Annotated in this window: 33 protein-coding genes and 1 riboswitch; of the genes, 14 read left to right on the top strand and 19 right to left on the bottom strand. The window is 71.2% G+C overall.

What is annotated here, in order from left to right:
- Positions 1–39: 39 nt before the first annotated feature.
- Positions 40–741: a hypothetical protein gene (locus tag VM324_08675; GenBank protein ID HVL99351.1), complete on the bottom strand. Its 702-nt coding sequence runs from the start codon at positions 739–741 to the stop codon at positions 40–42.
- Between the two features lie 181 nt (positions 742–922).
- Here VM324_08675 and VM324_08670 point away from each other — a divergent pair, with 181 nt between their 5' ends.
- From VM324_08670 to VM324_08610, 13 genes are all read left to right on the top strand, one after another.
- Entirely contained in the window at positions 923–1585 is a 663-nt protein-coding gene (locus VM324_08670; GenBank protein HVL99350.1) for an ArsR family transcriptional regulator, read from the top strand.
- The gene (locus tag VM324_08665) at positions 1582–2286 is read left to right on the top strand and encodes an aquaporin (GenBank protein ID HVL99349.1); all 705 of its coding nucleotides are present in this window, start codon (positions 1582–1584) and stop codon (positions 2284–2286) included. The genes VM324_08670 and VM324_08665 overlap by 4 nt, the downstream gene beginning before the upstream one ends.
- A gap of 27 nt (positions 2287–2313) precedes the next feature.
- The gene (locus VM324_08660) at positions 2314–2727 is read left to right on the top strand and encodes an arsenate reductase ArsC (GenBank protein HVL99348.1); all 414 of its coding nucleotides are present in this window, start codon (positions 2314–2316) and stop codon (positions 2725–2727) included.
- 155 nt (positions 2728–2882) lie between these two features.
- Positions 2883–3554, top strand: a complete 672-nt coding sequence (locus tag VM324_08655) for a phosphate uptake regulator PhoU (protein HVL99347.1) — start codon at positions 2883–2885, stop codon at positions 3552–3554.
- 383 nt (positions 3555–3937) lie between these two features.
- Positions 3938–5179 (top strand): amino acid permease, encoded by a 1242-nt coding sequence (locus VM324_08650; GenBank protein HVL99346.1) that lies wholly within the window; start codon positions 3938–3940, stop codon positions 5177–5179.
- 68 nt (positions 5180–5247) lie between these two features.
- A riboswitch (Fluoride riboswitch) is annotated at positions 5248–5310 on the top strand.
- Between the two features lie 25 nt (positions 5311–5335).
- Positions 5336–5812, top strand: a complete 477-nt coding sequence (locus VM324_08645; protein ID HVL99345.1) for a CrcB family protein — start codon at positions 5336–5338, stop codon at positions 5810–5812.
- Complete coding sequence (locus VM324_08640) at positions 5809–6171, top strand: CrcB family protein (protein ID HVL99344.1); 363 nt, start codon at positions 5809–5811, stop codon at positions 6169–6171. Before VM324_08645 ends, VM324_08640 begins: the two co-directional genes overlap by 4 nt.
- 19 nt (positions 6172–6190) lie before the next feature.
- Complete coding sequence (locus VM324_08635) at positions 6191–6499, top strand: DUF190 domain-containing protein (GenBank protein ID HVL99343.1); 309 nt, start codon at positions 6191–6193, stop codon at positions 6497–6499.
- Positions 6500–6924: 425 nt separating this feature from the next.
- Entirely contained in the window at positions 6925–7263 is a 339-nt protein-coding gene (locus VM324_08630) for a hypothetical protein (GenBank protein ID HVL99342.1), read from the top strand.
- Positions 7260–7610 (top strand): hypothetical protein, encoded by a 351-nt coding sequence (locus VM324_08625; GenBank protein HVL99341.1) that lies wholly within the window; start codon positions 7260–7262, stop codon positions 7608–7610. Before VM324_08630 ends, VM324_08625 begins: the two co-directional genes overlap by 4 nt.
- Positions 7607–7861, top strand: a complete 255-nt coding sequence (locus tag VM324_08620; GenBank protein ID HVL99340.1) for a hypothetical protein — start codon at positions 7607–7609, stop codon at positions 7859–7861. Before VM324_08625 ends, VM324_08620 begins: the two co-directional genes overlap by 4 nt.
- Positions 7858–8337, top strand: a complete 480-nt coding sequence (locus VM324_08615; protein ID HVL99339.1) for a hypothetical protein — start codon at positions 7858–7860, stop codon at positions 8335–8337. Before VM324_08620 ends, VM324_08615 begins: the two co-directional genes overlap by 4 nt.
- Before the next feature lie 166 nt (positions 8338–8503).
- Positions 8504–8770, top strand: coding sequence for a hypothetical protein (locus VM324_08610; protein ID HVL99338.1), 267 nt, complete (start codon positions 8504–8506; stop codon positions 8768–8770).
- Between the two features lie 27 nt (positions 8771–8797).
- Here VM324_08610 and VM324_08605 read toward each other — a convergent pair whose 3' ends face one another.
- The 18 genes from VM324_08605 to VM324_08520 form a co-directional block, all read right to left on the bottom strand.
- Positions 8798–9262 (bottom strand): WhiB family transcriptional regulator, encoded by a 465-nt coding sequence (locus VM324_08605; protein HVL99337.1) that lies wholly within the window; start codon positions 9260–9262, stop codon positions 8798–8800.
- A gap of 45 nt (positions 9263–9307) precedes the next feature.
- Positions 9308–9646 (bottom strand): hypothetical protein, encoded by a 339-nt coding sequence (locus tag VM324_08600; GenBank protein HVL99336.1) that lies wholly within the window; start codon positions 9644–9646, stop codon positions 9308–9310.
- 416 nt (positions 9647–10062) lie between these two features.
- The gene (locus tag VM324_08595; protein HVL99335.1) at positions 10063–11106 is read right to left on the bottom strand and encodes an SEC-C metal-binding domain-containing protein; all 1044 of its coding nucleotides are present in this window, start codon (positions 11104–11106) and stop codon (positions 10063–10065) included.
- Positions 11107–11111: 5 nt separating this feature from the next.
- A complete protein-coding gene (locus tag VM324_08590; GenBank protein HVL99334.1) occupies positions 11112–13118 on the bottom strand; it encodes a phage tail tape measure protein in 2007 nt (668 codons plus the stop codon).
- Between the two features lie 146 nt (positions 13119–13264).
- Positions 13265–13708, bottom strand: a complete 444-nt coding sequence (locus VM324_08585) for a phage terminase small subunit P27 family (GenBank protein HVL99333.1) — start codon at positions 13706–13708, stop codon at positions 13265–13267.
- Between the two features lie 156 nt (positions 13709–13864).
- Positions 13865–14371, bottom strand: coding sequence for a hypothetical protein (locus tag VM324_08580; GenBank protein HVL99332.1), 507 nt, complete (start codon positions 14369–14371; stop codon positions 13865–13867).
- A complete protein-coding gene (locus tag VM324_08575) occupies positions 14368–14829 on the bottom strand; it encodes a hypothetical protein (protein HVL99331.1) in 462 nt (153 codons plus the stop codon). The genes VM324_08580 and VM324_08575 overlap by 4 nt, the downstream gene beginning before the upstream one ends.
- A gap of 107 nt (positions 14830–14936) precedes the next feature.
- A complete protein-coding gene (locus VM324_08570; GenBank protein ID HVL99330.1) occupies positions 14937–15116 on the bottom strand; it encodes a helix-turn-helix domain-containing protein in 180 nt (59 codons plus the stop codon).
- Positions 15117–15355: 239 nt separating this feature from the next.
- Complete coding sequence (locus VM324_08565; protein ID HVL99329.1) at positions 15356–15562, bottom strand: hypothetical protein; 207 nt, start codon at positions 15560–15562, stop codon at positions 15356–15358.
- Positions 15563–15677: 115 nt separating this feature from the next.
- Positions 15678–15911 carry a hypothetical protein gene (locus VM324_08560; protein ID HVL99328.1) on the bottom strand — a complete coding sequence of 78 codons (234 nt, stop codon included), beginning with the start codon at positions 15909–15911 and terminating at the stop codon, positions 15678–15680.
- A 216-nt stretch (positions 15912–16127) separates the two neighbouring features.
- Complete coding sequence (locus VM324_08555) at positions 16128–17051, bottom strand: hypothetical protein (protein ID HVL99327.1); 924 nt, start codon at positions 17049–17051, stop codon at positions 16128–16130.
- Positions 17048–17653, bottom strand: a complete 606-nt coding sequence (locus VM324_08550; protein ID HVL99326.1) for a hypothetical protein — start codon at positions 17651–17653, stop codon at positions 17048–17050. Before VM324_08550 ends, VM324_08555 begins: the two co-directional genes overlap by 4 nt.
- On the bottom strand, positions 17650–17865 hold the full coding sequence (locus VM324_08545) for a hypothetical protein (protein ID HVL99325.1): 216 nt from the start codon (positions 17863–17865) through the stop codon (positions 17650–17652). The genes VM324_08550 and VM324_08545 overlap by 4 nt, the downstream gene beginning before the upstream one ends.
- Positions 17862–18776 carry a hypothetical protein gene (locus VM324_08540; GenBank protein HVL99324.1) on the bottom strand — a complete coding sequence of 305 codons (915 nt, stop codon included), beginning with the start codon at positions 18774–18776 and terminating at the stop codon, positions 17862–17864. The genes VM324_08545 and VM324_08540 overlap by 4 nt, the downstream gene beginning before the upstream one ends.
- A 170-nt stretch (positions 18777–18946) precedes the next feature.
- Positions 18947–19213 (bottom strand): hypothetical protein, encoded by a 267-nt coding sequence (locus tag VM324_08535; GenBank protein ID HVL99323.1) that lies wholly within the window; start codon positions 19211–19213, stop codon positions 18947–18949.
- Positions 19214–19865: 652 nt separating this feature from the next.
- Positions 19866–20798 (bottom strand): tyrosine-type recombinase/integrase, encoded by a 933-nt coding sequence (locus VM324_08530; GenBank protein ID HVL99322.1) that lies wholly within the window; start codon positions 20796–20798, stop codon positions 19866–19868.
- 64 nt (positions 20799–20862) lie between these two features.
- A complete protein-coding gene (locus VM324_08525) occupies positions 20863–21759 on the bottom strand; it encodes a DUF72 domain-containing protein (protein HVL99321.1) in 897 nt (298 codons plus the stop codon).
- On the bottom strand, positions 21756–22247 hold the full coding sequence (locus VM324_08520; protein HVL99320.1) for a methyltransferase domain-containing protein: 492 nt from the start codon (positions 22245–22247) through the stop codon (positions 21756–21758). Before VM324_08520 ends, VM324_08525 begins: the two co-directional genes overlap by 4 nt.
- 863 nt (positions 22248–23110) lie before the next feature.
- Between VM324_08520 and VM324_08515 the strand changes: the two genes are divergently transcribed.
- Positions 23111–23441: nucleotidyl transferase AbiEii/AbiGii toxin family protein (locus VM324_08515; protein ID HVL99319.1), on the top strand; the 331-nt coding region annotated here is incomplete at its 3' end.

Genomic DNA, 23441 nt, shown 5'->3' with positions numbered 1-23441 from the left:
GCACCCGCCGGGGGACGGAAGCGTCGCGCGGGGGAGCTCCTACGCGGAGGCGCCGCAGTCGGGAACGCCTTCCCACACGAGCTCCGGGGCGTCGCCGGGACCCGCCTCCGCGGCCGCGAAGCGCAGCGCCGCCGGGTCGCCGGGTGGAGTCACCGCCACCGCGAACGGCGCGCCGGGCGACGCGAGGGTCCCGCCGGCCCAAGCGCGGTAGAGTTCGGTGACGTCCCACCGCAGGCGGCCGGGGGACCCGTCGGTGAGCGCGAGCGCGTGGACGGTGTCGTCGCGTCGCGGGTCGCCGACCTCCTCGCCGTCCGCCCCCGCCGTCACCGCGGCGGCGTAGACCCCGACCTCCGTCGGATCGGCGTCAAGGAGCTGGAGCTCGAGCTGCGCGGTCCCGACGCACGCGGGGTCGCCGTCGACCAGCGGGAAGACGAGCACGGCGGCGCCCCCGGCGAGGTCGAGCGTGCGCGCGGTCGACTGCCCGACGACGCCGTCGACCACGGCGAAGTCGAGCTCGGGGGTTGCCGAGCCGTCGTCGACGGGCCCAGACGGGACCTGCCCGGCCGGTTCCGCCGGGGTCACGGCCCTCTCCCGTCCCTCCTGCTCCTCCCCGGGGTCGCCCCCGATGACGATGCCGCTCGTCAGCGCGTCGATGGCCAGCGGGACCGACACCACGACCACGAGCGCGCAGACCGCGAGAGCGACCAGCCATCGCAGTGCCTGCCACGTCTCCCGGTTCATCGCACCTCCGTCGTCGGGTGCAGGCTAATGCACCGGCTCGCGCTGGTGAGCTCACGCGGAGCCGGACGGTGGTGCGGGCAACATCCAGGCTCAAGCCGGCCTGGAGCCAGCTCCATGGATCACGTCCCCTCGCCGGACCGTGAGCTTGCGACCGCGGTGGCGATCTCGTACCATTACCTCAATGGCAGCTGAGGTACCCATCGCGCAGCGGGCTGCCGTGCACCGCGCGCTGGGAGAACCCACCCGGGTGATGATGGTGGATGCGCTGACCGTCTCGGACCGCACACCGGGCGAGCTGCGGGAGCTGACCGGTGTGGACTGGAACCTGCTGGCGTTCCATCTGCGCACCCTGGAGGAGGCCGGCGTGGTGGAGCGCCACGTGTCAGAGGGGGACCGGCGGCGGCGCTACGTCCGGTTGCGTCCCGGGGCGCTGGACCGGCTGGTCCCGCGGCCGGCTCCGGTGGCGGTGCGCAACCCGTTGTTCGTGTGCACGCACAACTCGGCGCGCTCGCAGTTCGCCGCGGGGCTGTGGCGGCAGCGAACACGTCATCGGGCGGCCAGCGCCGGGAGCAACCCGGCGGCGGCGGTGCACCCGTTGGCGGTGGCGGTCGCCGCCGACTACGGGTTGGACCTGTCGCGCGGGCGGCCGCGCGGCTACGACGAGGTGCGCCTCGACCCGGACGTCGTGGTGTCGGTCTGCGACCGGGCGCTGGAGGCGGGGATGCCGTTCGACCGTCCGCGGTTGCACTGGTCGGTGCCCGACCCGGTGGCCGGTGACCGCGCGACGTTCGAGGCGGCGTTCGCCGACATCGCCGAGCGTGTGTCGCGGCTGGCGGCGGCATGACGGCCCGGCGGCTGGTCGCGGAGGCGCTGGGCACGGCCGGGCTGCTGCTGGCCGTCGTGGGCTCGGGGATCACCGCGTCGTCCGACGGGGCGGCCTCGGCGCAGCTGTTCCAGCACGCGGTCGTGGTGGGGGTGGCGCTGGCGGCGCTGATCGTGACGTTCGGTCCGGTGTCGGGAGGGCACTTCAACCCGGTGGTGACGCTGGTCGACGCGCTGTTCGGCGGGCTGCGCCCCCGGATGGCGGCCGGCTACGTGGCGGTGCAGCTGGCCGGCGGGCTGGCTGGAGCCGTCGGGGCGAACCTGCTGTTCGGCGAGCCGGCGGTCGCGCTGGCCGCGACGCAGCGGACCGGCGTGGCGCTGGCGGCCAGCGAGGCGGTGGCGACCTTTGGGCTGCTGGTGGTGATCTTCGGCGCGGTGCGGTCGGGCCACGTCAGGGCGGTCCCGGCCGCGGTCGGCGCGTATATCACCGGCGCGATCTACTTCACCTCGTCGGCGGCATTCGCCAACCCGGCGGTCACCGTCGCTCGCATGGTGACCGACACCTGGACCGGCATCGCCCCCGCCGCGGTGCCCGGCTTCTTGCTCGCCCAGCTGGTCGGCGCAGCGGTAGCCGCAGTGTTGATCGGGTGGCTGTTCCGACCCGACGTCCGCACCGCCGAGGACGTCGTCGTGCCCCGCGAGCAGACCGTGGCCGCGCCATGACCTTCGTCTTCGAACCGAGGAGTGTCGATGGCTGATAGGCCGACCGTGCTGTTCCTGTGTGTGCACAACGCCGGCCGCTCGCAGATGGCCGCCGGCTGGCTGCGCCACCTCGCCGGTGACCAGGTGGAGGTGCTGTCGGCCGGGTCGGCGCCTGGCGAGCGGGTCAACCCCGCGGCGGTGGAGGCGATGGCCGAGGTCGGGATCGACATCTCCGCCGCTCGGCCGGAGAAGTGGACCGACGACGACCTGGATGCGACCGACGTGGTCGTGACGATGGGCTGCGGGGACGAGTGCCCCTACGTCCCGGGCAAGCGCTACCTGGACTGGGAGCTGGACGACCCGGCCGGCAAGGACGTCGCGGCGGTGCGCCCCATCCGCGACGAGATCGAGCGGCGGGTCCGCAGCCTGCTCGACGAGCTCGGCGTGTCCGCCGGCCGCTGACCCGTGCCAGACGCACGCGCAGCGTCATCTCGCGGCTTGGGCAACCGCGGCGTGCGGCTGCTTTTCGCCCTCGCCCTGCTGTTCACCCTCGAGCTGGCCACGGGCGTGTTCACCCGGCTCGCCAGCGTCGCCGCGCTCAGCTGACTGGAGGACCCATGATCTGGCGACAGTTGTTCGGAGCCGACAGCAGCGGGCTCGAGCGCATCGAGCAGCACCTGCTCGACATGCTCGACGCCGACCGGCGCACCCTCGAGCTCGCCCGCGAAGGCCTGCTGGGCCACACCGACCCCGACACGCTGCGCCAGCAGGTGTCCGACAGCGACTACCACGTCAACGAGCTCGTCCAGCAGGTCCGCCGCCAGCTCGTCATCCACGCCTCGACCCACGGCACCGCAACCGACATCCCCGCGCTGCTCGTAACGATGTCGATCGTCAAGGACATCGAACGGATCGGCGACTACGCCAAGGAGCTGTTGCGCATCGCCCGGGTCGCCGGCCCTTTCCCACCCGGCACGCCCTCGCACGAGCGACTCGCCGCCGCATGCCACCAGGCCAGCGGCCACCTCAGCGAAGTCCGTGCCGCCCTCGACACACGCGACCCCGACGTGACCAACCGGCTGCTCGCCACCATCCAGACCTTCGTCGACGGTCTCGACGAAGCCCTCGACACCCTGCTCACCACAACCCCCGGCGAGGACAGCATCGCCGTCGCGCTCGCCTCTCAGTACGTCAAGCGCATCGGGGCCCACCTGTCGAACATCCTCACCTCGATCGTGCTGCCCGTGGACCAGCTCGACTTCTACGACGAGGACCAGCCTCCGCAGTGATCGGTCTCGCCGGCGCGCGACTGTCCAATCACCTTCGCTGCCGCCGGCGTTGCGGAACTCGTGCGCCCAGGTGTGACACCGCGCGTGGGCGGTGAAGGGCGAGGCCGACCGTCGCACCGCGGCGGGCGAGCATCGCCTTGGACGACCCTGGCAGCCTCTGTCAAGGCGAGGGCCCGGCCCGCCGCGTGCAGGTGCTGGTCCTCGAAGGGCGATCGACCCAGGCCGTCACCCCGACCCTCACCGAGCCGTAGCCGGTGCGGCATCATGCCGCTTTCGCCGCGTCGCGCCCCGGTACTACAGGCCTGTGATTTCTCTCCTGTCCCAGCGGACCTCGGCCCCTCTTGCCATGCCCCACTCATGGCCTCTACAGGGAAGGTGGACCAGTGACCGAACGACACGAGCTCGCCCGCCGCCTCACCCTCGGCGACGCCGTGGTCATCGGCCTCGGCGCGATGATCGGCGCCGGCGTCTTCGCCGCGCCCGGCCCCGCCGCAGCGGCCGCTGGCAGCTGGCTGCTCGTCGGCCTGGCCCTTGCCGCGCTGGTCGCCTACGCCAACGCCACCTCCTCCGCGCAGCTCGCCGCCCTCTACCCCGAGTCCGGCGGGACCTACGTGTACGCCCGGCAGCGCATCGGCGACTACTGGGGGTTCCTCGCCGGGTGGAGCTTCGTCGTCGGCAAGACCGCCAGCCTGGCCGCCATGGCCCTGACCTTCGGCTCGTACGTCGCCTCCGACTGGGCACGCCCCATCGGTATCGCCGCGGTCGTGGCGCTGGCGGCCGTCAACTACCGCGGTGTCCGCAAGACCGCCGGGCTCACCCGCGGGATCGTCGCCGTCGTCCTGGCCGCGCTCGCCGCGACCGTCGCCGCCACCGTACTCGGCGGCGACGCCCAGATCGGCAACCTCACCGCCGACCTACCTGCGGGTGTGTGGGGAGTCCTGCAGTCCGGTGGGCTGCTGTTCTTCGCGTTCGCCGGCTACGCCCGCCTGGCCACGCTCGGTGAGGAGGTCATCGACCCGCAGACCACCATCCCCCGAGCCATCCCGATCGCCCTGGGCATCGTCGTGGTGGTCTACGCGGTGGTCCTCGGCTCGGCGTTGCTGTCCGTCGGTCCGCAAACCCTGGCGGAGGCGCCGGCGCCGCTGGCCGCGGCCGTGGGGGCCGGCCGCTGGGCCGGGTTCGCTTGGGTGGTCCGCGTCGGCGCCGCGATCGCGGCGGCCGGTGTCCTGCTGTCGCTGCTCGCCGGCGTCAGCCGCACCGCCCTGTCGATGGCCCGCCGTCGCGAGCTGCCCGGCTTCCTGGACGCCGTGCACCCCACACACCGAACGCCGCACCGGGCGGAAGTCACCGCCGCGGCGATCGTGTGCGCGGTCGTCCTCGTGGCCGACCTGCGCGGCGCCATCGGGTTCAGCTCCTTCGCCGTGCTCACCTACTACGCCCTGGCAAACGCATCCGCCTGGACGCTCTCGGACGCCGAACGGCGCTGGCCGCGCTGGCTGGCGGGCCTCGGCGTGGTGCTGTGCGTGCTCCTCGCCTTCACCCTGCCGCTCGCCGCCGTCTTCGGCGGCCTGGCCCTGCTCATCCTGGGGTCCGGGCTGTGGCTGGCGACCCGCAGTCGTCGGTGATGCCGCGGAGCCGTTCGGCGGGCTGCCGGATGTCCCTTTAGCTCGCGGCCTCGCGTGGGCGCTAGCCTCGCCGAGAAGGCGATGGGGCTCGCCGACAACCGCCCGCCTGGGCTGATGGCTCCTGGTCGAGCTGTGCGACGCCCAGGAGGCCATCAAGTGGCGCAGGACGGTCACATCCACCCCGACGGCGCGGAACGGTATCTGCTCCTTCGCCTGCTGAGCCGTCCCCGCCGGTGGGCGCGACGCCGCCTGCCGTTGCCGTGGCGCCGGCGGCTGGCCATCGCCGTCGGTGGAGCCGTGGGCACAGCGCTTCGCGGTCTTGTCGCCGTGGCGTTGCCGCTGGACGGGGCGTGGCCGTGGGCGACGTTCGTCGAGAACGTCTCGGGCTCGCTGCTGCTCGGCTACCTGCTCACCCGCTTCTTGCACGCGGCGCCGCGGACGACGCTGACGATCCCGCTGTTCTGCACGGGCATGCTGGGCAGCTACACAACCTTCTCGACCTTCGCGGTCGAGATCGCCCGTCTTGCAGGCACGAACCAGACGGGTGCCGCGGTCGGCTATGCGCTCGGCAGCATCACGGCGGGCTTCGGCGCCGCACTCCTGGGAGTTCGCCTGGGGGGGCGCCGCTCATGACGGCCGTGGGGATGGTCCTTGCCGGGGCCCTGGGGGCATGGGCGCGGTACGAGCTGGCAGGCTGGATCCAGGCGCGCGCGGGTACGGCGCTGACCCTGGGCACCGCGGTCGTCAACCTGACCGGCACCGTGGTGTTCGCCGCACTCGTCGCCGCCCAGCACGCCGGTGTCCTGAGCAGTGGCTGGGTGACGGTGCTGGGGACGGGGTTCGCCGGCGCGTTCACCACCTTCTCGACGTGGATGGTCGAGAGCGTCCACGTGGCCGGCGGTCGCGTGGGACTGCGGGTGGCGGCGGTCAACCTCGGCGGCCAGCTCTTGGCAGGATCAGCGGTCGCGGGAGTGATCCTGGCTCTCGCCTGACGACGACGAGGATGGTCACATGGAGAACGTCGAGGATGGCAAGCTTCTCCGCATCTTCATCGGCGAGGACGATGAGCACGACGGTCGTCCGCTGTACGAGGCGATCGTGGAGCTCCTGCGCCAAGAGGACCTGGCGGGCGCGACCGTGTTCCGGGGGATCATGGGCTTCGGCGCCTCCAGCCTGATCCATTCCGCGCGCGTCCTGCGCCTGTCCAAGGACCTCCCGGGCTCGGCCGGGGCGGGCGAGCGGATGCCGTCGCACGGGTCAGCCTCGATCTCGTCCTCGGCGACACCCAGCGGTAGAAGTGCCGCACGCCGGCGTAGATAGGTGCGGGCGGTGTTCTGCGACCGCTCGCGGCGCAGCGCGACGAGCCGGCCGCGGATGTGGTCACCGGTGGCCTCGGTCGACCCGGTGTCAGCGGACTCAGCATCCCATGGGCTGGGCGCCCACCCCAGAGGATGAGAGTGGTGAGTGTGTCGGGCGCCATAGGGCCGAACGTTGCCGGGACCAGAAGCGCTGTGCCAGCGTAAACGCGCACTATGTGGACGTGTTCTCCGAGGTCAGCAGGCGCATCATCTGCTGCGCGTTCCGCACCCCGTAGTCGCGGTAGCAGTTGTCTGTTCGCGGATAGCGGCATGCGCAGCAGCGCTTTTGCAGGTCTTCCGCGAGCGAAACCGTGCCAGTTATCGGCACATCCACCCGTGCCCCGCGTTCGCTCCTTCGTGGGAACCGACACCTGGAAGGGGACACCGATGAGCAACACGATAGCCGACGAGCTGACACCGGAGGAGCTGGCGCGCTACGAGCGGGTCAGCAGCCGCCATGACGAGCTCGTCGCACGCATCACCGACAGGACAGGCGACATCGGCACCGTCACCGACGACCTCGGCACCGCCGCCGAGTCGACCGCCGACGTCATCCTTTACATGTTGAACGCGCTGCACGAGAGCGGCGACGGGGACACCGCAGCGCCCGGGCAGGTGGTCGCGTTCCTCGACAGGCTGCTCGGCGTGCTGCACGACCTGCGCGCCGAGGCCGTCACCGAGTCCCGGCGGCGTGCAGACGCAGCCGAGGAAGGGGGTGCGTCGTGACGGCCGCCGACACCACCACCGTCCGGGACGAGGAGGCGCGCTACGAGGCGATGGACGCCTTCCTCGCGCAGCTCAAGGGCCGCCTGTCCGACCACACCGGCAGCCCGCTCGTCCACGCGCACGCCGACCTGACGGACATGCTGGCCGACGTGCTGGCGGTCCTGTACGACAGCGACCGGGACACGGCCGCGCCGGGCAACGTCGTCGCCTTCGTGGACGACGCGCTCGCCGTCCTGCGCTCTATCCGCGACGAGGCCGTCGCGGAGAACCGACGGCGCCTCGATGCGGCGATGGAGCGCTCGGCGAAGCTGCTGGGGCTCGACGAGGACGGGGAGGGCACACGATGACCGACACCGACATCACACAGGTCGTCGAGATCGACGAGTTCCGACAAGGCGAGGTCATCACCGACCTGCGCGAAGACCACGGCCGGCTGGCGAAGGTGCTGGCAGCCATGACGGAGTACATCGGCCGTGCCGACGGCTTCAATGAGATGGGCCCGTACCTGCACACGCTCGCTGAGGTCGCCCTGGCCTTGGACGCCGCCGCAGGCACGCTGGAGTACATCGCCGACAAGGGCAAGCGGGTGGCGTCGTGACCGACACCGACCGCATCCCCGCGCATCTGCGGGCCGAGGCCGACGAGCTCCTGCCCTTCGCCCGCGCCGTCCACGAGGCCGTGTTGGAGCTGACCGACCGCCTCCGGCGGCTGCGGCAGGACTGGACGAGCGACCGGTACCCGTCGCTGGCGACCGAGGATGACCTCGAGTCGCTCGACCTCGACCTTGTGGAGGCCTGCGGCCTGCGGGAGGTCGATGTGCTGCTGTCGGCGATGGCGCTGCGGGCCGAGCACGCCGTCGAGGGGGAACAGCACCCGGAGACCTTCGAGCGGTACGGCCTGTCCGGGCCGGGCATCGACGACTACGAGCCTGAAGTGGTGGCGTTCTGCAGGATGCTCAACGAGGCGGTCGACGACTTGGAGCGCGAAGGGTCCATCATCCGCGTCGACACAGTGCGCCAACAGGGCCCGCTCGGCCGCATCAGCCGCATCGTCTTCGGGGAGGGCGACGAGTAGCCGCCCAATCGCTCCACAACGGCCCCGGGCTTCGGCTCGGGGCCGTTCGGTCACAATGTTGCACCGCAGAAGGAGGGTCACCATGCCACACCCCAGAGTCGGTCAGGGAGGTCTGCCCGATCCAATGCCCGCGCCCGGACTCCGAGGCGACTACAGGAACAGCTGCGTGGTGTGCCTGCGCGGCACCGACACCGCGATAGCGGTGAGGGGGGAGGCCGAGGCCGCGATCGCCTTCCTGATGGGCGGGTTCGGCATTCCGAGCGAGCAAGCGTCCGCCATCGTCTCCACGAGCTGCGGGATGCCGCCCGGCCGCGTCCCCGTCGGCGTGCACGACTGGGGTTTCCGACTGTGCGGCGACTGTGCGGCGTCAGAGACCAAGCCGCTGCCCGTAGGCCCTGTTGGCCAGGTTCCGGTCATCACGCTGCCCGGCTGAGTAATAACGGCCTCCTACGCCCCCCCCTTACGCGGCCGCTTGCCTGCCTTGGCGGCGTTCCCGGACCTTCCGCCTGTTGGCCTCCCGGCACGCCTCGCAGGCGGGCTCGCCGCGCCGTCGGTGGCGGGTGTAGGCGGCAGGCGTCCCGCAGGGCTGCAGCTCCCCCCGGGGGCGCTCAGGGCGCGCCTGAGCGACGCTGCGGCGGGGGCGGTCCACGGGTTCGCGGCCGGCGCGGACCTCGCCGCGCTCGTGCTCCGTCCAGCCGCCCCACACGCCGGCCAAGCTGTGATCGGCCATCGCCTCGGCGCGGCACGCCTCGAGCACGGGGCAGCCGGCGCAGGTCGCCTTGGCCTCGGCCACGCCTTTGGCCGTCTCGTTGAAGAACGCCTCGGTGTCCATGTCGGCGCAGGCGGCGTCCTCGTACCACTCAGGGGCAACGGGAGGGAGCGCCTCGCCGAGGTCCGGCTCGCGGTGAAGGCGCAGGGCGTCCACGGGGCGTAGAGCCTACCGCGACGGCGTTCACGGCAGGGTTGCCCGCTATGCGGGCTGGAGCGGCCCTGCAGTAAAGTCGCCCTCACGGAAGGTAGGCCAGTCAGGTGTTCCGCCGCGGGCGGCGTGGATGGCGGAGCGAATGGCAGCCATGCCGCCTTCAACCACATGCTCAGTAGTGGCGTCGTCAGGCAGGGTCAGGGTGAGTGCGATCTCGACGTCGAGTCGCGCTAGTGAGCCGCCGACGCTTGGGTCTTCCACATCGTCGTTGTCAAGGAGATGCTCCATGACCTCGTCGAGGAAGTCCTCGAATGACTCGTGGCCCCACTCTGGCTCGGGAGCCTCCCGCTGGAAGAATGAGAGCCACACGCCCATGCGGTACTTCATCGGTCCTCCCTCCAGCACGTGTGGCGGACGAGCCATGCGCGCAGCTCTTTCCAGTAGTTGGGGTTGGACGGACTGTGGTGCACGCTCAACCTGATGTGCCTCTCGGGGCAAGGGCACTTGAGCTTCCCATATCGGCCCTTGTCCGTGAACTCCCAACCTTGCCTGTTTGCGTCCTCTTGCAGCTTTCGGCGTTCCCGCCGGTCGCTGCTGGACATGCGGTGGCGTCCTTCCCCGGCGGGCCTCTCATGGCCTCTGGTTCACCCTGTCGGCCGACAAGTGCACGGGACAACTACTGCGCTTTCCACCCTACCGGTCTGCCCTATGCAGTGTCACACGGTTCTCGGGGGCGGTCTACCCCCCCCGAGGCCTGGCGGAGATCCCCTTGTCGGTGGAGGGGCCGGAGTAGTCCTCCCCACTCACGCAGCCGCCCCGACCAGACAGCACTTCTTCGCCTTCACGCCTGAGCCGCACGGGCAGGGCTCGTTGCGGCCGACCTTGGCCTGACGGGGCGGAACCGGGCGGGCGAGGTCGGGGTACTCGCTGAGCCACTCGACCGCTTCGGCGCTGTCCAAGTCGAGCTTGCAGCAGTTCCGCAGGGTGTCACCGGACTCGCAGTGGCACGGCAGGTCCTGCCAGAGGGCGATGTGGCAGTCGAGGTAGCGCCGGCCGCTGCGGCACGGGCAAGGGCCGAGCTGGCCGACCGGGTGGAAGCTGCCCGTGAACGCGGCCCGGAAGTCCTCGGCGTCGAACGTGTGGATCCGCTGCTGCGTGGCAGGGCCGCCCTCCACGAGACGGGTCAGGTGGACAGGCCCGCCGACCTCCACTTTCCACATGTCCTGGGTGAGACCGAGGTCCCTGCGCACAGCGCGGGTGCGGTGAATCCGCTTCGCCAACCCCACCCATTCTCCGACAGACGTCGGTGCCGAGACGGGCGGGCCGGAAGGCAGCGGGTTACCCATCCGCTCGTAGATGCGTCGCTCCACCGCGGTGGGCTGCGCCCCGAGCGGCACCGGGGTGGCGTGGAACTCGTCGGAGATGTCGTCAGGCTTGAAGTTCTCGGATGCGCAAGCCGCAAAAGCCTTGAACCGGCCGGCGCGGGGTGACCAGCCGACGAAGTAGGCGCACAGGTCACCGGCGAACTCCACGCCGAGGCCCTCGAGCCGCTCGTACCACGGCCGCTCCCGGGCTGCCGTGAGGACGCCCAGGAGGATGGTCTGGGCGCGTTCGGTGAACTCGTCGAAGTCCGCGACCTCACCGGCACGCCGGGCGGCCATCACCGCCCACACCTGCGCCATGCCGGCGTGCCCGCGGGCGGTGACCGCCGCGTTGATCTCCGGCAGCACCATGACCTTGCGCTCGTCCTCGGCGACCCAGGCGTTGCGGCTGTCGAACTGGCGCAGCAGCGTGTCGCTCATGATGGCGGCGTGGTCCTGCGCTGCGCTGACACAGATCATCGTCATGGCGGCTACCTCGTGTAGTGGTCGAACGGGTCGAAACCGTGCGCGAGCGGCTCCATCGCGGCTTTCGCGGTGGCGGACAGCGAGTCGAGGAACGAGCCCGTCTCGCCGAGCTCGGCGCCGAGCGTGTGAGCGTCGGCGCCGAGCTGCTGGAACGTCCCGCCGAGGGCGCTGTTGTCCTGTGCGGCGAGGTTGGCCTCGCGGCGTTGCTTCTCCGCCGCCGCCCCGAGGTTCACGATCTGCATGGCGGTCAGCACGGTGGCGTCGCCCATGTGCGACAGCGCCGTCACCGACCCGTCGGACTCGCGGGCGACCAGCCCCGCAGCCTCGGCCATCTCGACCAGCTCGAGCGCCGACCGCGCCGACGTCTCCCCGACCGTCTCGACGGCGGCGGCGAAGATCTCCGCCCGTTCGGTGCCCAGCGTGGTGCCGCCGATCATCTGCCGGAAGAACCGGCCGACGTCCGTGGCGAACCCGCCGCTGCGGCCGATCGCGTCGAACTGCTCACGGACCGCCCGCAATGCCTCCGCCGGCTCCCCCGACGTTTCCGCGACGGCCGCGTTGACTTCGGCGATGGCCTCGGCGGTGGCTGCTGCGGCTTGCTGCCAGGCGTACAACCCGGCGGTTGCGCCCCCCACGGCGAGGCCCCACGGGCCGATCATGAACTTCGCGAGCGAGCTCATCCGCGCAAGCGTGGTGGCTTTCGTGATGTTCAAAGCGGTGAGGGCGTCCTTGGTCGCCACCACCCGCGGCAGCAGCAGCAGCGCGGCGCCGCCCATCGCGGTCAACCCGCCTGCGGCGAGCGTGGCCACCCCGCCGACCCTCTGCACAGGCTCGGGCAAGTCGCCGAGCACGCCCGCCAGACCCGCACCGGCCTCAGCGACCCCCACGAGCACGGGGAGGACGCTCTCGCCGACGCCGATGGCGAAGTCGGTTATCTCGTTGCGCGCTATCTGCAGGCGGGACTCGGCGGTCTGATACCGCTGCTCGGCTTCGAGCGTCAGCGCGTTGTTCTCTTTCCACGCACCGTTCGCCAGGCCGATCGCGTCCGCCAGCAGACTGCCGGCACCCGCTGAGCGGAGCAACGCGTCCCGCATCCGAATCTCGGTGATCCCCAACGCCTCGAGCGTCTGCAGGGTGGAGCCGCCCTGCCGCTCCATGTCCCCCAACCCGGTCACGAACGCGACGAGGGCTTGTGCGGGGTCCTCGCGCCACTGCGCTGCGAACTCTTCCGCCGACGTCCCGGCGACACGGGCGAACTCGCCGAGCATGTCACCGCTGGTCTCCACCTGACTGGCGATGTTGATCATCACACGCGAGATCGCCGACCCGCCTGCCTCAGCTTCGATGCCCACCGACGACAACGCCCCACCGATTGCAAGAATCTCGGATTCGGCCAGGCCGATCTGCGCGCCTGCACCCGCGATCCGCAACCCCATCTCGGTGATCTCAGACTCGGTGGTAGCGAGGTTGTTGCCCAACCTCACAATCGTGGAGCCGAGCCGGTCGAACTCGGTCTGGGGAAGCTGCGTGATGTTCGCCAAGCGCGCCAAGCTGGTGGCCGCCTGGTCCGACGACATGTTCGTCGCCACCCCGAGATCAGCCATGGTGCGGGTGAACGCGGCGATGTTCTCCGTCTGGACGCCCAGCTGGCCTGCGGCCTCGCCGATCCCCGCGAGCTCCGTCGCGGTTACCGGGATCTGCGTGGCCATCTCCCGGAGCTCGCCCGACAATGCCGCAAGCTGCCCCTCGGTCGCGTCAACCGTTTTGCGGACACCGGCGAACGCCGATTCCCACTGCATAGCCGACCGGGCCGCCATAGTGGCCGACCCCACCATCGCGGTCCCAGCCACCGCCATGCCCTTGCCGAGCGTGTCGAAGTGCTCGCGGTTCTTCCGCGTCACATCCGCCACCCGCGTCCCGAACTGCTGCGTGGACGCGGACATCTCCCGCGTGGCACGCATGTAGTCCGCGTGGAGGGCCCGGTATCGAACCGTGACAACGCGCTCAGCCACTAGCCGTCACCTCCCCGCCGGTGAACGTTGACCCCCGCCGACGGCGCGGCACTCGGCTCGGCGCACCGCGGCGGGGGAACCCCCTTGGGCACGTAGTGGGTGGCCGTCTGCGGCCCGCACCCTCATGCCACCGAGCACGTCGGGGCTCATGACAAAGGCCTGCACGGGTCCGACAGCAGGTCATCCCGGCTTGGCGCTTCACGCTGGCCCAAGTCGACCCGCCCCCGGGCGTCCGGGCTGAAACCCAGTTCGCGGGCGAGGTTGCGCAGTTGCGTCGCCGAGTCCCGGGCGATCTGCGCCGCCGGGTTCTTGACCAGCGCGCCCTTGTCCGCCGACGAGCGGCCCGACACGAGCGCGCCCCGCTCGGCCACGTCGCGGGCGGCGTCGAGGTAAGTCGCCCACGTCGCACAGTAGGCAGTCAGAAGCGCCACGTCCACCTCTTGAAGCCACGTCGGATGACCCGCGCACGCCCGCACGATCCGCCGCCACTCCGCCTTGCCGACACGCGGCAGCCACTTCGGGGCCGCGGGGGTGCCCAGCCCACCGCCCAAGTTGGGTGCTGCGGGGCGCGGGCGACTGCCCTCCAGCACCCGCAGGTGCTCAGACTTGCGTCTCTGCGGCAAGGCTTCAGCCCCTTCCCCCGGCCACGTGGCCTTTCAGAAAGCCGGGTCGAAACGTCGGGGCGAGATTCTGCTGGCCGTCTTGGTCAGGAGCCGCCAGCCGGCTAGTGGTCTGCCCCCACCCCGTCACGTCGGCCTCGCGACGTTGAACCCGATCGACAGGTGGAGACGGTGCGTCGGGTCGTTGGCTGTGGCCTGCTGTGCGCGCAGGGCGTCGAGGGTGTCGGTCTGGCCGCTGCGCTCGGCGTACTCGCTGACCTCCCGGCTCCAGCCGTTGGCGTGCGCCACCGACGCCGCAGCCTTCGCGAGCAGGTCATCGCCGGTGATCTCGGCCTGCCTGGCCACGAGCTGGTAGTCATCGCGGGTCTTGACCTGCGCGGTCACAGCCGTCACGGCGTCGCGGTATGCGGGCTTGCCGGGAGCGGCGAACAGGCGGCGGGTCAGGCGGGCAGCCGCCTCCTGCTGCGCGGTGTCGTGCTGGCGGCGCAGTCCGCGCAGCTCGGCCTGCGTTCGGTGGTAGAGCTCCTCGAGTTGAGCGCGCTTGGCTCCCGGTGTCAGGTCGCTGGCCTTGATCTCGTCGACCTTGGCGCGGTAGGCACGGCGGGTCGCGACGGCCCGTTCGATGGTGCTCATCGCCCCTCCATGGTCAGCGCCCCGCGGGCCCGGCGTTCGGCGGCGTGCCCGTCGCCCAGCGCCATCCGCCAGTAGTGCGACTCGGCTCCCGACAGGCGACGTCGGTGGCGGTCCAGAGCCTTGCCGACGGCGAGCGCGCTTGCGTAGTCGGCCGGGATCGGCCGCAGTGCCGGCGCGACGGCCACGCCCAGGCTCTCCGCCGTCTGTAGGTCCGAGCGGATCGCATCGTTGCGGTCCAGCACTTCGCCGACGTAGGTGGCGAACGCATCCACCGCGGCGATGTAGGCGGCACGCATCTTCTCGCCCTTGCGCAGGTCGGCGATGCGCTGTTGGCAGTCCGCTACCGCCTGCCGCTGCCGCTCCTGGGCTTCCTCGGCTGCCCGACGAGCCTGACCTTCGGCATGCAGTTGTTCCACCCGGTCGGCCGCCTCGGCGGCGGCGAGCTCGTCGGGATGCACGATCCCGCCCTCGCGGGCGCGTTCACGTAGCGCCTCGAGTCGGTCAGCAGCCCCCGACGGTCGGGCAGCGTTGCGCCGCCGAACCGTCGGGGGCGTGGAGGTAACGCTCATGACGCACGCTCCATCGGCAGACCGTCCACGTAGGACTCGAGGTCGTCCCTGTGGATCCGCGGCGCGGAGTTGATGTAGCGCACAGGGAGCACCCCAGCGCTGACCAGGTGGCGAACCTGCGGCTTGCTGATCGCCAGCGCTTCGGCGACCTCGCCGTACGTCAGTAGCAGCGTCATGGTGCGAGTGTCCCGACCGCCGCCGGCGTCCGGCAACGGTTCGCACTCAGTAGCGCCTGACAGCGCCCGACAGCGCAGCGCGTGGTGCAACCAGTGTGTGAGCGGGTGCGCCCGCCCAAAGTCGCGGCGCAGAGACGACACGTAGGAATCGACCACCCGGTACAACTCGTGCGCGAAGCCGTCCGGTGCGAGGCGCACAGCCAACGCTAGTGCGTCGACGGCCGGATGATCGGGGCGCTTCACGCGGCTGAGTCCCCGTCGCCGCGGAGGAGGGATGTGAAGCGCTGCTGCGCGTGGTGGCGGCGCAACTCGGCCATGGTCAACGCCTGGCCGGTGAGCTGGCCGGCCTGCACCCGCTGGCGGATCCACTCGAGGTGCGCCGTGGCGGCGGCGAGGGCCTCGCGGGCGGCGTCGAGGGGATCCCTGATCGGGCGTGCGAAGCTCACGATTCCTCCCGTCGGTTGCGGATGACGACGAGCTGCAAGGCGACGGGATGCGCGCAGGTTGTGAGCGGGGCATCGCACCACCAGCCGCGAGCGGGCGTGTGGCCGAGGACGCCCGTCACGCGGCCTCGGGGTCGTCGTCGTTGGGTGACCCCCAAGCTCTGGCGTCGTCGACTCGCAGCAGCGCTCGGTTCAGTTCGTATTCGGCGACGGCCAGGGACGACGCGCCGGCCTTTCGCTCGGCCACGAGCTGGCGCACCACGTTGAGCTTCGCCCGGGCGTCAGCGAGGGCCTGGTGCGGGTCGGGTGCTGCGGTGTTGTCTCGGCGGAGCGGGTGGAGACGGCCGGTCATGCGTTCCTCCTTCTCACGGTCACTGTCATCAACGCCCACAGGTGGGAGCAGTGGGTCTTGGCCGCGCAGTCACACCACCAGCCCCGTCGGGGTGTATGGCCGCAGGCGTAGATCGCCCCGTTACCTCGGCAGCGAGCGAGCACGAAGTCGCCCTCGACGGCCTCAACGATGAGCCGGCCTTCGGCGAGGTAGCGCACGCCCTTGGTGCGGGCGTCCTCACGGGGCACCCGACACCTCCCCGCTGGCGAGACGGTCGAGCTCGGCGACGAGGTAGGCGCGCTCGGCCTCCTCGGTGTCGAGCACCTTGGCGAGCTGGTAGAGGTCGAAGCGGGTTTCTACGGCTTGCCGCACTTCGGCGGCGAGCTGGTCGGGTGCCAGCGCCTCGGCCTGCACGGTCCCGCCTTCCCAGCCGCCGCGGCGGTCGGTCGCCTTGGCTGGCGACGACGGCAGGGCGTAGCGCTCGACCTGCGCGGGGGTGACGGCCACCTCGACGAACTCCGGGACGAGCCACTCGGGTAGGTCGAGCCCGAGCGCCAACAGTGCGACGTCGCTGGCCACGGAATCGAACAGCGCCCGCCCCGACGGGTCGTGGTCGCCGACGTGCAGCACCACGGTGCGCCGGTCGCGCTGGACGAAGCGTTGCGCGGCGTCGTGTTTGACGGTCAGCGAGTCGAAGCCCGACGAGCTGTAGACGTCGATGCCGTAGTGCTCGACCATGCGCGCCAGTTGCGGCGCCATGCCGGCGGCCTCGCACCACAGCTCGAGCACGACGGGCTGGCGGTCCTGGCGGTCACGCCGGTAGGACTGCGCGGCCCCCCGCACGCTGCGCAGGAAGTGCGCGGCGTTGACGTAGCCGGCCTGGTCGACGTGGGTTGCGCCGTCGTCGCGCAACGCGTCGAACGGTATGAGCCCGGCGCGACGAGCGCGCACGAGCATGTTGGTCAGCCGGTCATAGGCCTGCTCGGTCTTCGGGTAGCCGTAGGCGCCGACGAGCCGGTAGAAGACCTGCCTGCACGTCAGCGGCAGGTGCTCGGCGTACTCGTCGAGGACCGCCTGCACCTGGTCGAGCCGCACGAGCGTCTTGGCTTGCGGTCGCCACGGCGCCATGCCGCGAGGACGGGTCGAGGTGTAGGCCCTCACGCTCCACCCCCGCAGGCCGCACGGTGCCGAGGTCGCCCCGACGGGTCGCGCATGAACGCCGGTTTGCGGCAAACCGAGCACGGCGCGGGCTCGTCGGCGGCGGTCCACACGCCCGCAGCGGGGGCAGGCTTCGCGGCCGGGGCCGGGGTCGGGCTCGAGGAGGCCGGCTCGTCAGGCACCCGGCCCGTCCCGCGCCACAGTTTGAGCTCGCGGCCCCTCGCCTCCCGGCGGGTCGACTGTCGGTAGCCAACCCGCTCGATGAGGCCCGACTGCGCGGCGGTCAGAAACAGCGCGCCGAGCACGTTCTGGCGACACGCCAGGGGCGCGCCGACGCGCTCGCGCAGGTCGTCGGACGTGAAGGTGCGGCCAGACTCGGCCAGCTCGCGCAACGCACGCTCGGCCGCGCCACGAGCTCGGCTGTCCGCGGCGTTCAGCGCCGTCTCGACACCCCGGTCGCGCAGCCGTCGAGCTTCATCCTCCGGCGGACCCACCCAACGGTCAGCGTCGTCATCCACAGGCGAGGGAGCCGTCGTGGCACGAGGCGGCTCCATGAACGCCCACAGACGATCGGTCGCCTCAGAGTCGTAGTAGTCGGCGGTCACGGCAGCCTCCGACGGGTGAACAGGTCCACAACGGGTGCCAGGGGAAGGTCGACGTGAACGCGGCAGCGGCGCTGGGTGAGCATCGCTTCACGGATGTCGGTGCGGCTCTCCGCCCCGTACCAGGCCGAGGACACGGTGTTGCGACACCGTCGCCCTGCCTTGGTGACCGCGGAGCAGCGGGGAACGCCGAGGACGTCGGCGGTGTAGGTCACGACGCCCTCCTGCGCTCGTCGAGGGCGAGGCGGCGCCAACCGGCCCAGGCCTCGCGTTCTGCCGCGTGGCGTTCCCGCTTACGACTGCGGACGAAGCCGCTGTCACCTATGCCTTCCGGCACGACGCCACGCCAACGGCCTTCGCCGTCCGTGACGGCCAGACCGAGTGCGGCCAGGCGCGGCAGAGTCCGGTAGCACGTCGAGCGGTGACAGCCGCTCGCGGCCACGAGTTCGGCGACGGTGGCGGCGTCGGACTCATCAAGGACTGTCCACAACCGCCAACCCGACGGCCAGCGTGACCACAGGTCATGCGCCGGGCTGCCGAGGGGTGTCGCATGATGCACCAACCCGCTTATCCGGGTAGGAGAACCCTCCGGGTTGGTGCGGGATGCGACACGCTTCACAACGACGAGCTGCCACGTCGTGGGTTTGCCGGTGGCGCGGTTGCCGCGCTCGACGACGCGGACGAACGGTGCGAGGCGACCACGGTGGCGGGCGACGGTGCCCGAGTTGACGCCGGCGGCCTCGGCGAGTTGGCGGTGCGACTCGCTGACTCGCATCTTGCCGGCTCGCATGGCGAGCAGTCCGAACGCGGCGAGCAGCCGCATGGTGGTCGTGGCGCCTCGACCGGTCAGGTGGTGTGCTTCGACGGCTTCCCACCAGGCGACGAGGCGGTCGCGGGCGTCGCCGGCGTCCCGCAGCATCCGACCGTCGGTGGGCGCCTTTCGCGGGGTGGTGGCGCCGCGTTCAATGCCGCGGCGGACTTGTCGGGCGGCCTCGTTGTCGGTCAGGCCGATGTTGCGGGCCATAGCCTCGAGGGCGGCGGCCACGGGGGTCTCGTCGCGTAACTCACCGCCGGTGAGCACTTGGCCAACGGCGGCGGATGCGGCGTACACGGTGCGGTGGCGCATGCCTCCCGGGGAGGATTCGATGCGGTCGAGGGCGGAGGCGAGGGCGGCCCTGCCGTATGCGGTTCCCGCAACTTGTCGGTTGCGGCTGCTAGGCTGGGGTCGTCCTGGTGCTCCCACATCAGAGGACTTGCGCCCGGCGGCCTGACCATCCGCCGGGCGTTTCTCTGCCCTCACGCCGCCTCACCACGCTTTCGGGCGGCGCGGGCCTTTGAGGACCGGAGTGCGAGCTGGCACATGTAGGCGCGCATCGCGGCCTTGGCGCGGCGCTCACGCTCGGCCTCGGGGAGCTCCCGGTTCGGGTCCACCTCGTCGAGGAAGCGGGCCTGGAAGCCGACATTGGCGCGGCGGACGTTCTCTGTCGGGTCCTCGCGGGACCAGCGGACGTTGGCGGCGATGCGGCCACGCAGTGATGCTCGCGCTGGCGTCAATTCGGCCACGGCGAAGCCTTTCGGCTTCCGGGCCCAATCCGGTGGTTCCGCTGACGCAGCGCGGGCCTACATGATCTTCCGCCGAGACTTTAGCATGCCGCTCCGCTTGGAGGTCGGAACTCGATCGTGCGCATCTCACCCGCAGCCTCAGCCCGCCGGGCCGCCGTAACGACGCTTTGGCGGTCGAGTTCGCCCGAGGGGTGGGAGCCGCAGCCGACGCGCAAGGGAGGGTGGTCGGCGGTTCCTGGTGGTGACGCGAAGTCGAGCAAGTCCCGGACCAAGGTCACCGCAGCCGGAACCCTTCGAGCCTTCTTGGCTAGCCACCGCGACGGCGGGGAGCTACGGACCTCAGCCCAATACAACATCCGAGGATTCTGTTGGTCCGAATGGGCGGCGAGCCATTCGTCGGTGTAGACGACAGCGAGCACCCATGCGATGCGCCTTTGGCAGAGCGCGCATCGGACGGTCACTAGGAGTTTGCCGAGCCAAGGTTGCACGTGTTCGGAGCCGTCCGGAAGGATCTCCCGCTTCTCGCACACAGCGTCGTAGATCAGCCGGACCGCGTCGCGCAGGGGGCTTGCGGGAAGGTCGGGGTCAAACTCGACTATCGTGGCTCGTACCCGGCCGTCTATGGGACCCCCCACTGTGAACTTCGACCATTTCATAGCCGGTCTCCGAGGGAGTAGCGGCGTGCGGCGTCGCGGGCCCGTTCGGCAGCGGCCGAGCGCCCGTAGCGGTCCAGCATCGCCCTCGACTTCCAGCCGCCGATCAGCATGAGGTCGCCTTCGCTACCGCCTGCGGCGCGGAACTCGTGCGCCCACACGTGGCGCAACATGTGCGGATGGATCGTCAGGCCGACGGACTCGCCGCGGCGCTGCAGCATCCTCTTGATACCCGCCGCCGTGATCGGCCCGCGTCCTCGAGCCCCCAGCCACAGGGCGTCGCATGACGCCCACGGATGACGTCGTCGTTCGCGCAGGTAGCGGTCGAGGGCCTGGGCGGCCTTGATCCCCAGCGGCACGGCGCGGTGGCGGGGGCCGCTGCGCCCCGATCCCTTGCCGACGACGTAGACCATGCGTTCGCGCACGTCCACGTCCGCGATGGAAAGCTCGGCGAGCTCGGCGAGGCGCAGGCCGCCGTCGAGGAACAGCAGGAGGATGGCGCGGTCCCGGCGGGACACGAAGTCGCGGCCAGCGCAGGTCTCGACGAGGCGGCGCAGGTCGGCGGCGGCGATGACCTCGGTCACCGGCTCGGCGGGGGAGGGGGAGCGGATGCCCTCGCACGGGTCACGGTCGGTCTCGCCCTCGGCGTGCAGCCACCGGAAGAAGTGGCGGACGCCCGCATAGTACGTCCTTGCGGTGTTCTGCGCCCGGGTGCGGCGCAGCTCGACGAGCCAGCCGCGCACGTCGTCACGAACCACCGTGGCCGGGCCGGTGCCGGGGGAGTGCTCGGTGAGCCAGGCGACGAAGGAGCCGAGGGCCTTGCCGTAGCCGCGGCGGGTGGCGGCGCCGTAGCCGTCGGCCTCCATGGACATGTCCCACGAGGTGGCGAGCATCGCGAAGTCCGGATGCGGGTCTTGCGCCGGCTCGGCCATGGCTGTACGTTAACGGCACAAGGAGCGGCATGCAACCGCGACGACCGGAGGCCGGGAATGCGTTTCAGCAGTTCAGGAGGCGTTTCATCTCCTGCGCGTTCCGCACCCCGTAGTCGCGGTAGCAGTTGTTGAACAGCACGTGCGTCTCGCCCGCCTGGTCGGCGAGCCGGTGGATCGGCTCGACCCATCCGGCGAGCTCCTCGCTGCTGTAGAGGTAGCGGAACCGCTCCGCCGCGGTGATCCCTTTGCGCTCCCAGTTCTCGGCGTTGTGCCCGTGGAGGCGGACGACGGCGAGGTCGGCGGTGACGGCGGTCACCGGCGGGACCGACGACGCGAAGCCCTGGGGACCGTCGACGCAGACGTACGTCAGGCCGAGCCGCTCGAGCAGGTCGAGAGTGCGTGCGGCGCTGTCCTCCTCGAGCCAGCTGCCGTGCCGGAACTCGACGGCCGCCTGGTAGCCGGGCAGCCGGTCGGGCAGGGACTCGAGGTAGCGCCGGTTCGCCCGGGAGGCGACGAACCAGGGCGGGAACTGGAAGAACACGCCGCCGAGCTTGCCCGACGAGTAGAGCGGCGCGAGTGCCTGGTGGAAGTGCGCGAACGCCCGGTCGACCGCGGCGTCGGGCAGGTGCTCGAGGTAGACCGAGCGCTTGCGCGCCGAAGGCAGTCCCCCGGCGACGTCGTCCCACAGCGACTCGGGTTTCGTGGGATGGTGGGTGAGCAGCGAGTAGGCCTTGATGTCGAAGCGGAAGTCGGCGGGGCTGCGGTGGACCCACTTGCCGGCGAGGTCCGGCGTCGGCGGGAAGTAGTACGTCGCGTCGACCTCCACGACGGGGAAGACCGAGGCGTAGAACCGCAGGCGCTCGGTCGCCGACATGGAGCGCGACGGGTACCAGTCCGACTCCTGGGTGAGCGTGCGATCCGTCCACGAGGCGGTGCCAACCCGCAGCCGCCGGCCGCTCACGGCGCGCTCCCGCCGGTGGCGGGGCGCCTGCCAACGACCGCGGCGAGGCCGTCCGGCAGCGCATGGCTGTCGAACGCGCGCCCGACGGCCGCCTCGACGCCGTGCCGCGCGAGCATGGCCGGCAACCGCGCGGTGTCGACGAGGACGTTGTCGTGCCGCTCGTCGGCTCGGCGCCACGTGCCGTCACCGCCGCGGACGAAGGTCGTGATGTCGCGTACCCACCGGGTCGGTTCGGGCAGCTCTGCCCGCGCGAGGTCGAGCAGGGGCTGCGAGGCGTCCGTGGCGACGACGCGATGGCCGGCGGCGACAAGGTGGCGGGTGAGGTGCCCGCTGCCGCAGCCCAGCTCGAGGACGAGCCCCGCGCGCCGGCGCACCGGCTCGAGCAGCGCGAGGATGCCCGGCGCGCACCGGTCGGCGTAGGAGCCGAACTTGAGGTGGTGCACGAGTGCGAGGTCCGCGCGGTAGTACGGCTCGGTGCTCAACTCCATGACCGATGAGGATCGCACGGACACGCGCCGCCGTCGACGCGTCCACCACGGCGGTGTGCAGTCGGGATGGGGGGATTTGAACCCCCGATCTCCGGCCCCCCAGACCGAACGGGGTGTCATCGCACGGCATGGCCGGACATGCCGTAGGCCGCTGACCTGCAGAAACGCTAAGCGGCGCGGGGCGTCGGCACGGCCTGTCATGACGGATCACGAGCAGTCTGTGAGGATTGGCGGGCGACCCGCGCTCGGTCGACGTGTTCAGCTCAGTGAGCGATAGCGGCGATATCTCACGGTCGGCCTTTCGAACTTGCCGCGGTGCCAACATCCAGGGAGCGGCGGATGGCCTACGGTTGTGGCGGGGCGGGTGAACCTGTTGAACCCACGGCCCGGGGGATACCTCAAGGGTCGGGGTGGGGTGTGTGCAAGTCGGGGCCTGCTGGGTGCCGGGTGGGTAGCATCGGCGCTATGACGTACGCCCTCCGCGGGGATGTCCCTCCACAGATCCCCGACGACGTTGATGACCCTGCGGTGCGCAAGGCCAGCGGGGTCGTGACGTTGCCGCGGCGGGTGAACTGGAGCCGGGCCGACCCCACGTATGACTTGGCCGACCGGCGGCAACGGGCGCGGGTGTATGAGCAGGTGTTGCGGGAGGGCACCGCTGAGGCGTCCGGTACTTCATCGACGTCGATGAGCTCATCGATCTGTGGGACGAGCTCGTGCTGCCCCCGGTGGTCAGTCGGGCGTGGATCGGATGGCTGGCTCGCCACCGCCAGGTGCACCTGCAGGATTGCCGAGCGCGCGTTCGTGAGCGGCAGCGTCAGGACGTCGCCGGCCCGTGACGCTGACCGGGGCTGCAAGAGCGTGTGGCGGCGCTCGTGGCCGGTCTGGCCGAGTCCGAACGCTTCGTGCTCGCTGGGGGCGCGGCCATGGCGGCGCACGGGGTGTTGGAGCGCACCACCCGAGAGCTGGACTATTTCGCCGGCCCTGACGACGCGGCTGCGGTGCGGCGTTGGGCCGAGGCGTTCGAGCGCGCCGCGCTCCGACAGGGCTTGGTGGTCCAGCAGGAGCGCTCCGAGCCGTCGTTCGTGCGCTTGAGCGTCTCGGACGGCCGGGAGCAGTCCGAGGTGGACCTGGCCATGGACTATCGCGCCTTGGAGCCGGTCGACACCAGGTACGGGCCCGCGCTGGACCTGC

Source organism: Egibacteraceae bacterium, assembly GCA_035540635.1.
Lineage (GTDB): Bacteria > Actinomycetota > Nitriliruptoria > Euzebyales > Egibacteraceae > DATLGH01.
Note: the sequence above shows the minus strand (reverse complement) of the source record. Positions and strands in the feature narration are given on the sequence as shown.

Coding starts and splice junctions, on each gene's coding strand:
- VM324_08675 (HVL99351.1), bottom strand. CDS start 741: ATGAACCGGGAGACGTGGCAGGCACTGCGATGGCTGGTCGCTCTCGCG.
- VM324_08670 (HVL99350.1), top strand. CDS start 923: ATGGCAGCTGAGGTACCCATCGCGCAGCGGGCTGCCGTGCACCGCGCG.
- VM324_08665 (HVL99349.1), top strand. CDS start 1,582: ATGACGGCCCGGCGGCTGGTCGCGGAGGCGCTGGGCACGGCCGGGCTG.
- VM324_08660 (HVL99348.1), top strand. CDS start 2,314: ATGGCTGATAGGCCGACCGTGCTGTTCCTGTGTGTGCACAACGCCGGC.
- VM324_08655 (HVL99347.1), top strand. CDS start 2,883: ATGATCTGGCGACAGTTGTTCGGAGCCGACAGCAGCGGGCTCGAGCGC.
- VM324_08640 (HVL99344.1), top strand. CDS start 5,809: ATGACGGCCGTGGGGATGGTCCTTGCCGGGGCCCTGGGGGCATGGGCG.
- VM324_08635 (HVL99343.1), top strand. CDS start 6,191: ATGGAGAACGTCGAGGATGGCAAGCTTCTCCGCATCTTCATCGGCGAG.
- VM324_08630 (HVL99342.1), top strand. CDS start 6,925: ATGAGCAACACGATAGCCGACGAGCTGACACCGGAGGAGCTGGCGCGC.
- VM324_08620 (HVL99340.1), top strand. CDS start 7,607: ATGACCGACACCGACATCACACAGGTCGTCGAGATCGACGAGTTCCGA.
- VM324_08600 (HVL99336.1), bottom strand. CDS start 9,646: ATGAAGTACCGCATGGGCGTGTGGCTCTCATTCTTCCAGCGGGAGGCT.
- VM324_08595 (HVL99335.1), bottom strand. CDS start 11,106: ATGACGATGATCTGTGTCAGCGCAGCGCAGGACCACGCCGCCATCATG.
- VM324_08580 (HVL99332.1), bottom strand. CDS start 14,371: ATGAGCACCATCGAACGGGCCGTCGCGACCCGCCGTGCCTACCGCGCC.
- VM324_08570 (HVL99330.1), bottom strand. CDS start 15,116: ATGACGCTGCTACTGACGTACGGCGAGGTCGCCGAAGCGCTGGCGATC.
- VM324_08560 (HVL99328.1), bottom strand. CDS start 15,911: ATGACCGGCCGTCTCCACCCGCTCCGCCGAGACAACACCGCAGCACCC.
- VM324_08540 (HVL99324.1), bottom strand. CDS start 18,776: ATGCGCCACCGCACCGTGTACGCCGCATCCGCCGCCGTTGGCCAAGTG.
- VM324_08530 (HVL99322.1), bottom strand. CDS start 20,798: ATGGCCGAGCCGGCGCAAGACCCGCATCCGGACTTCGCGATGCTCGCC.
- VM324_08520 (HVL99320.1), bottom strand. CDS start 22,247: ATGGAGTTGAGCACCGAGCCGTACTACCGCGCGGACCTCGCACTCGTG.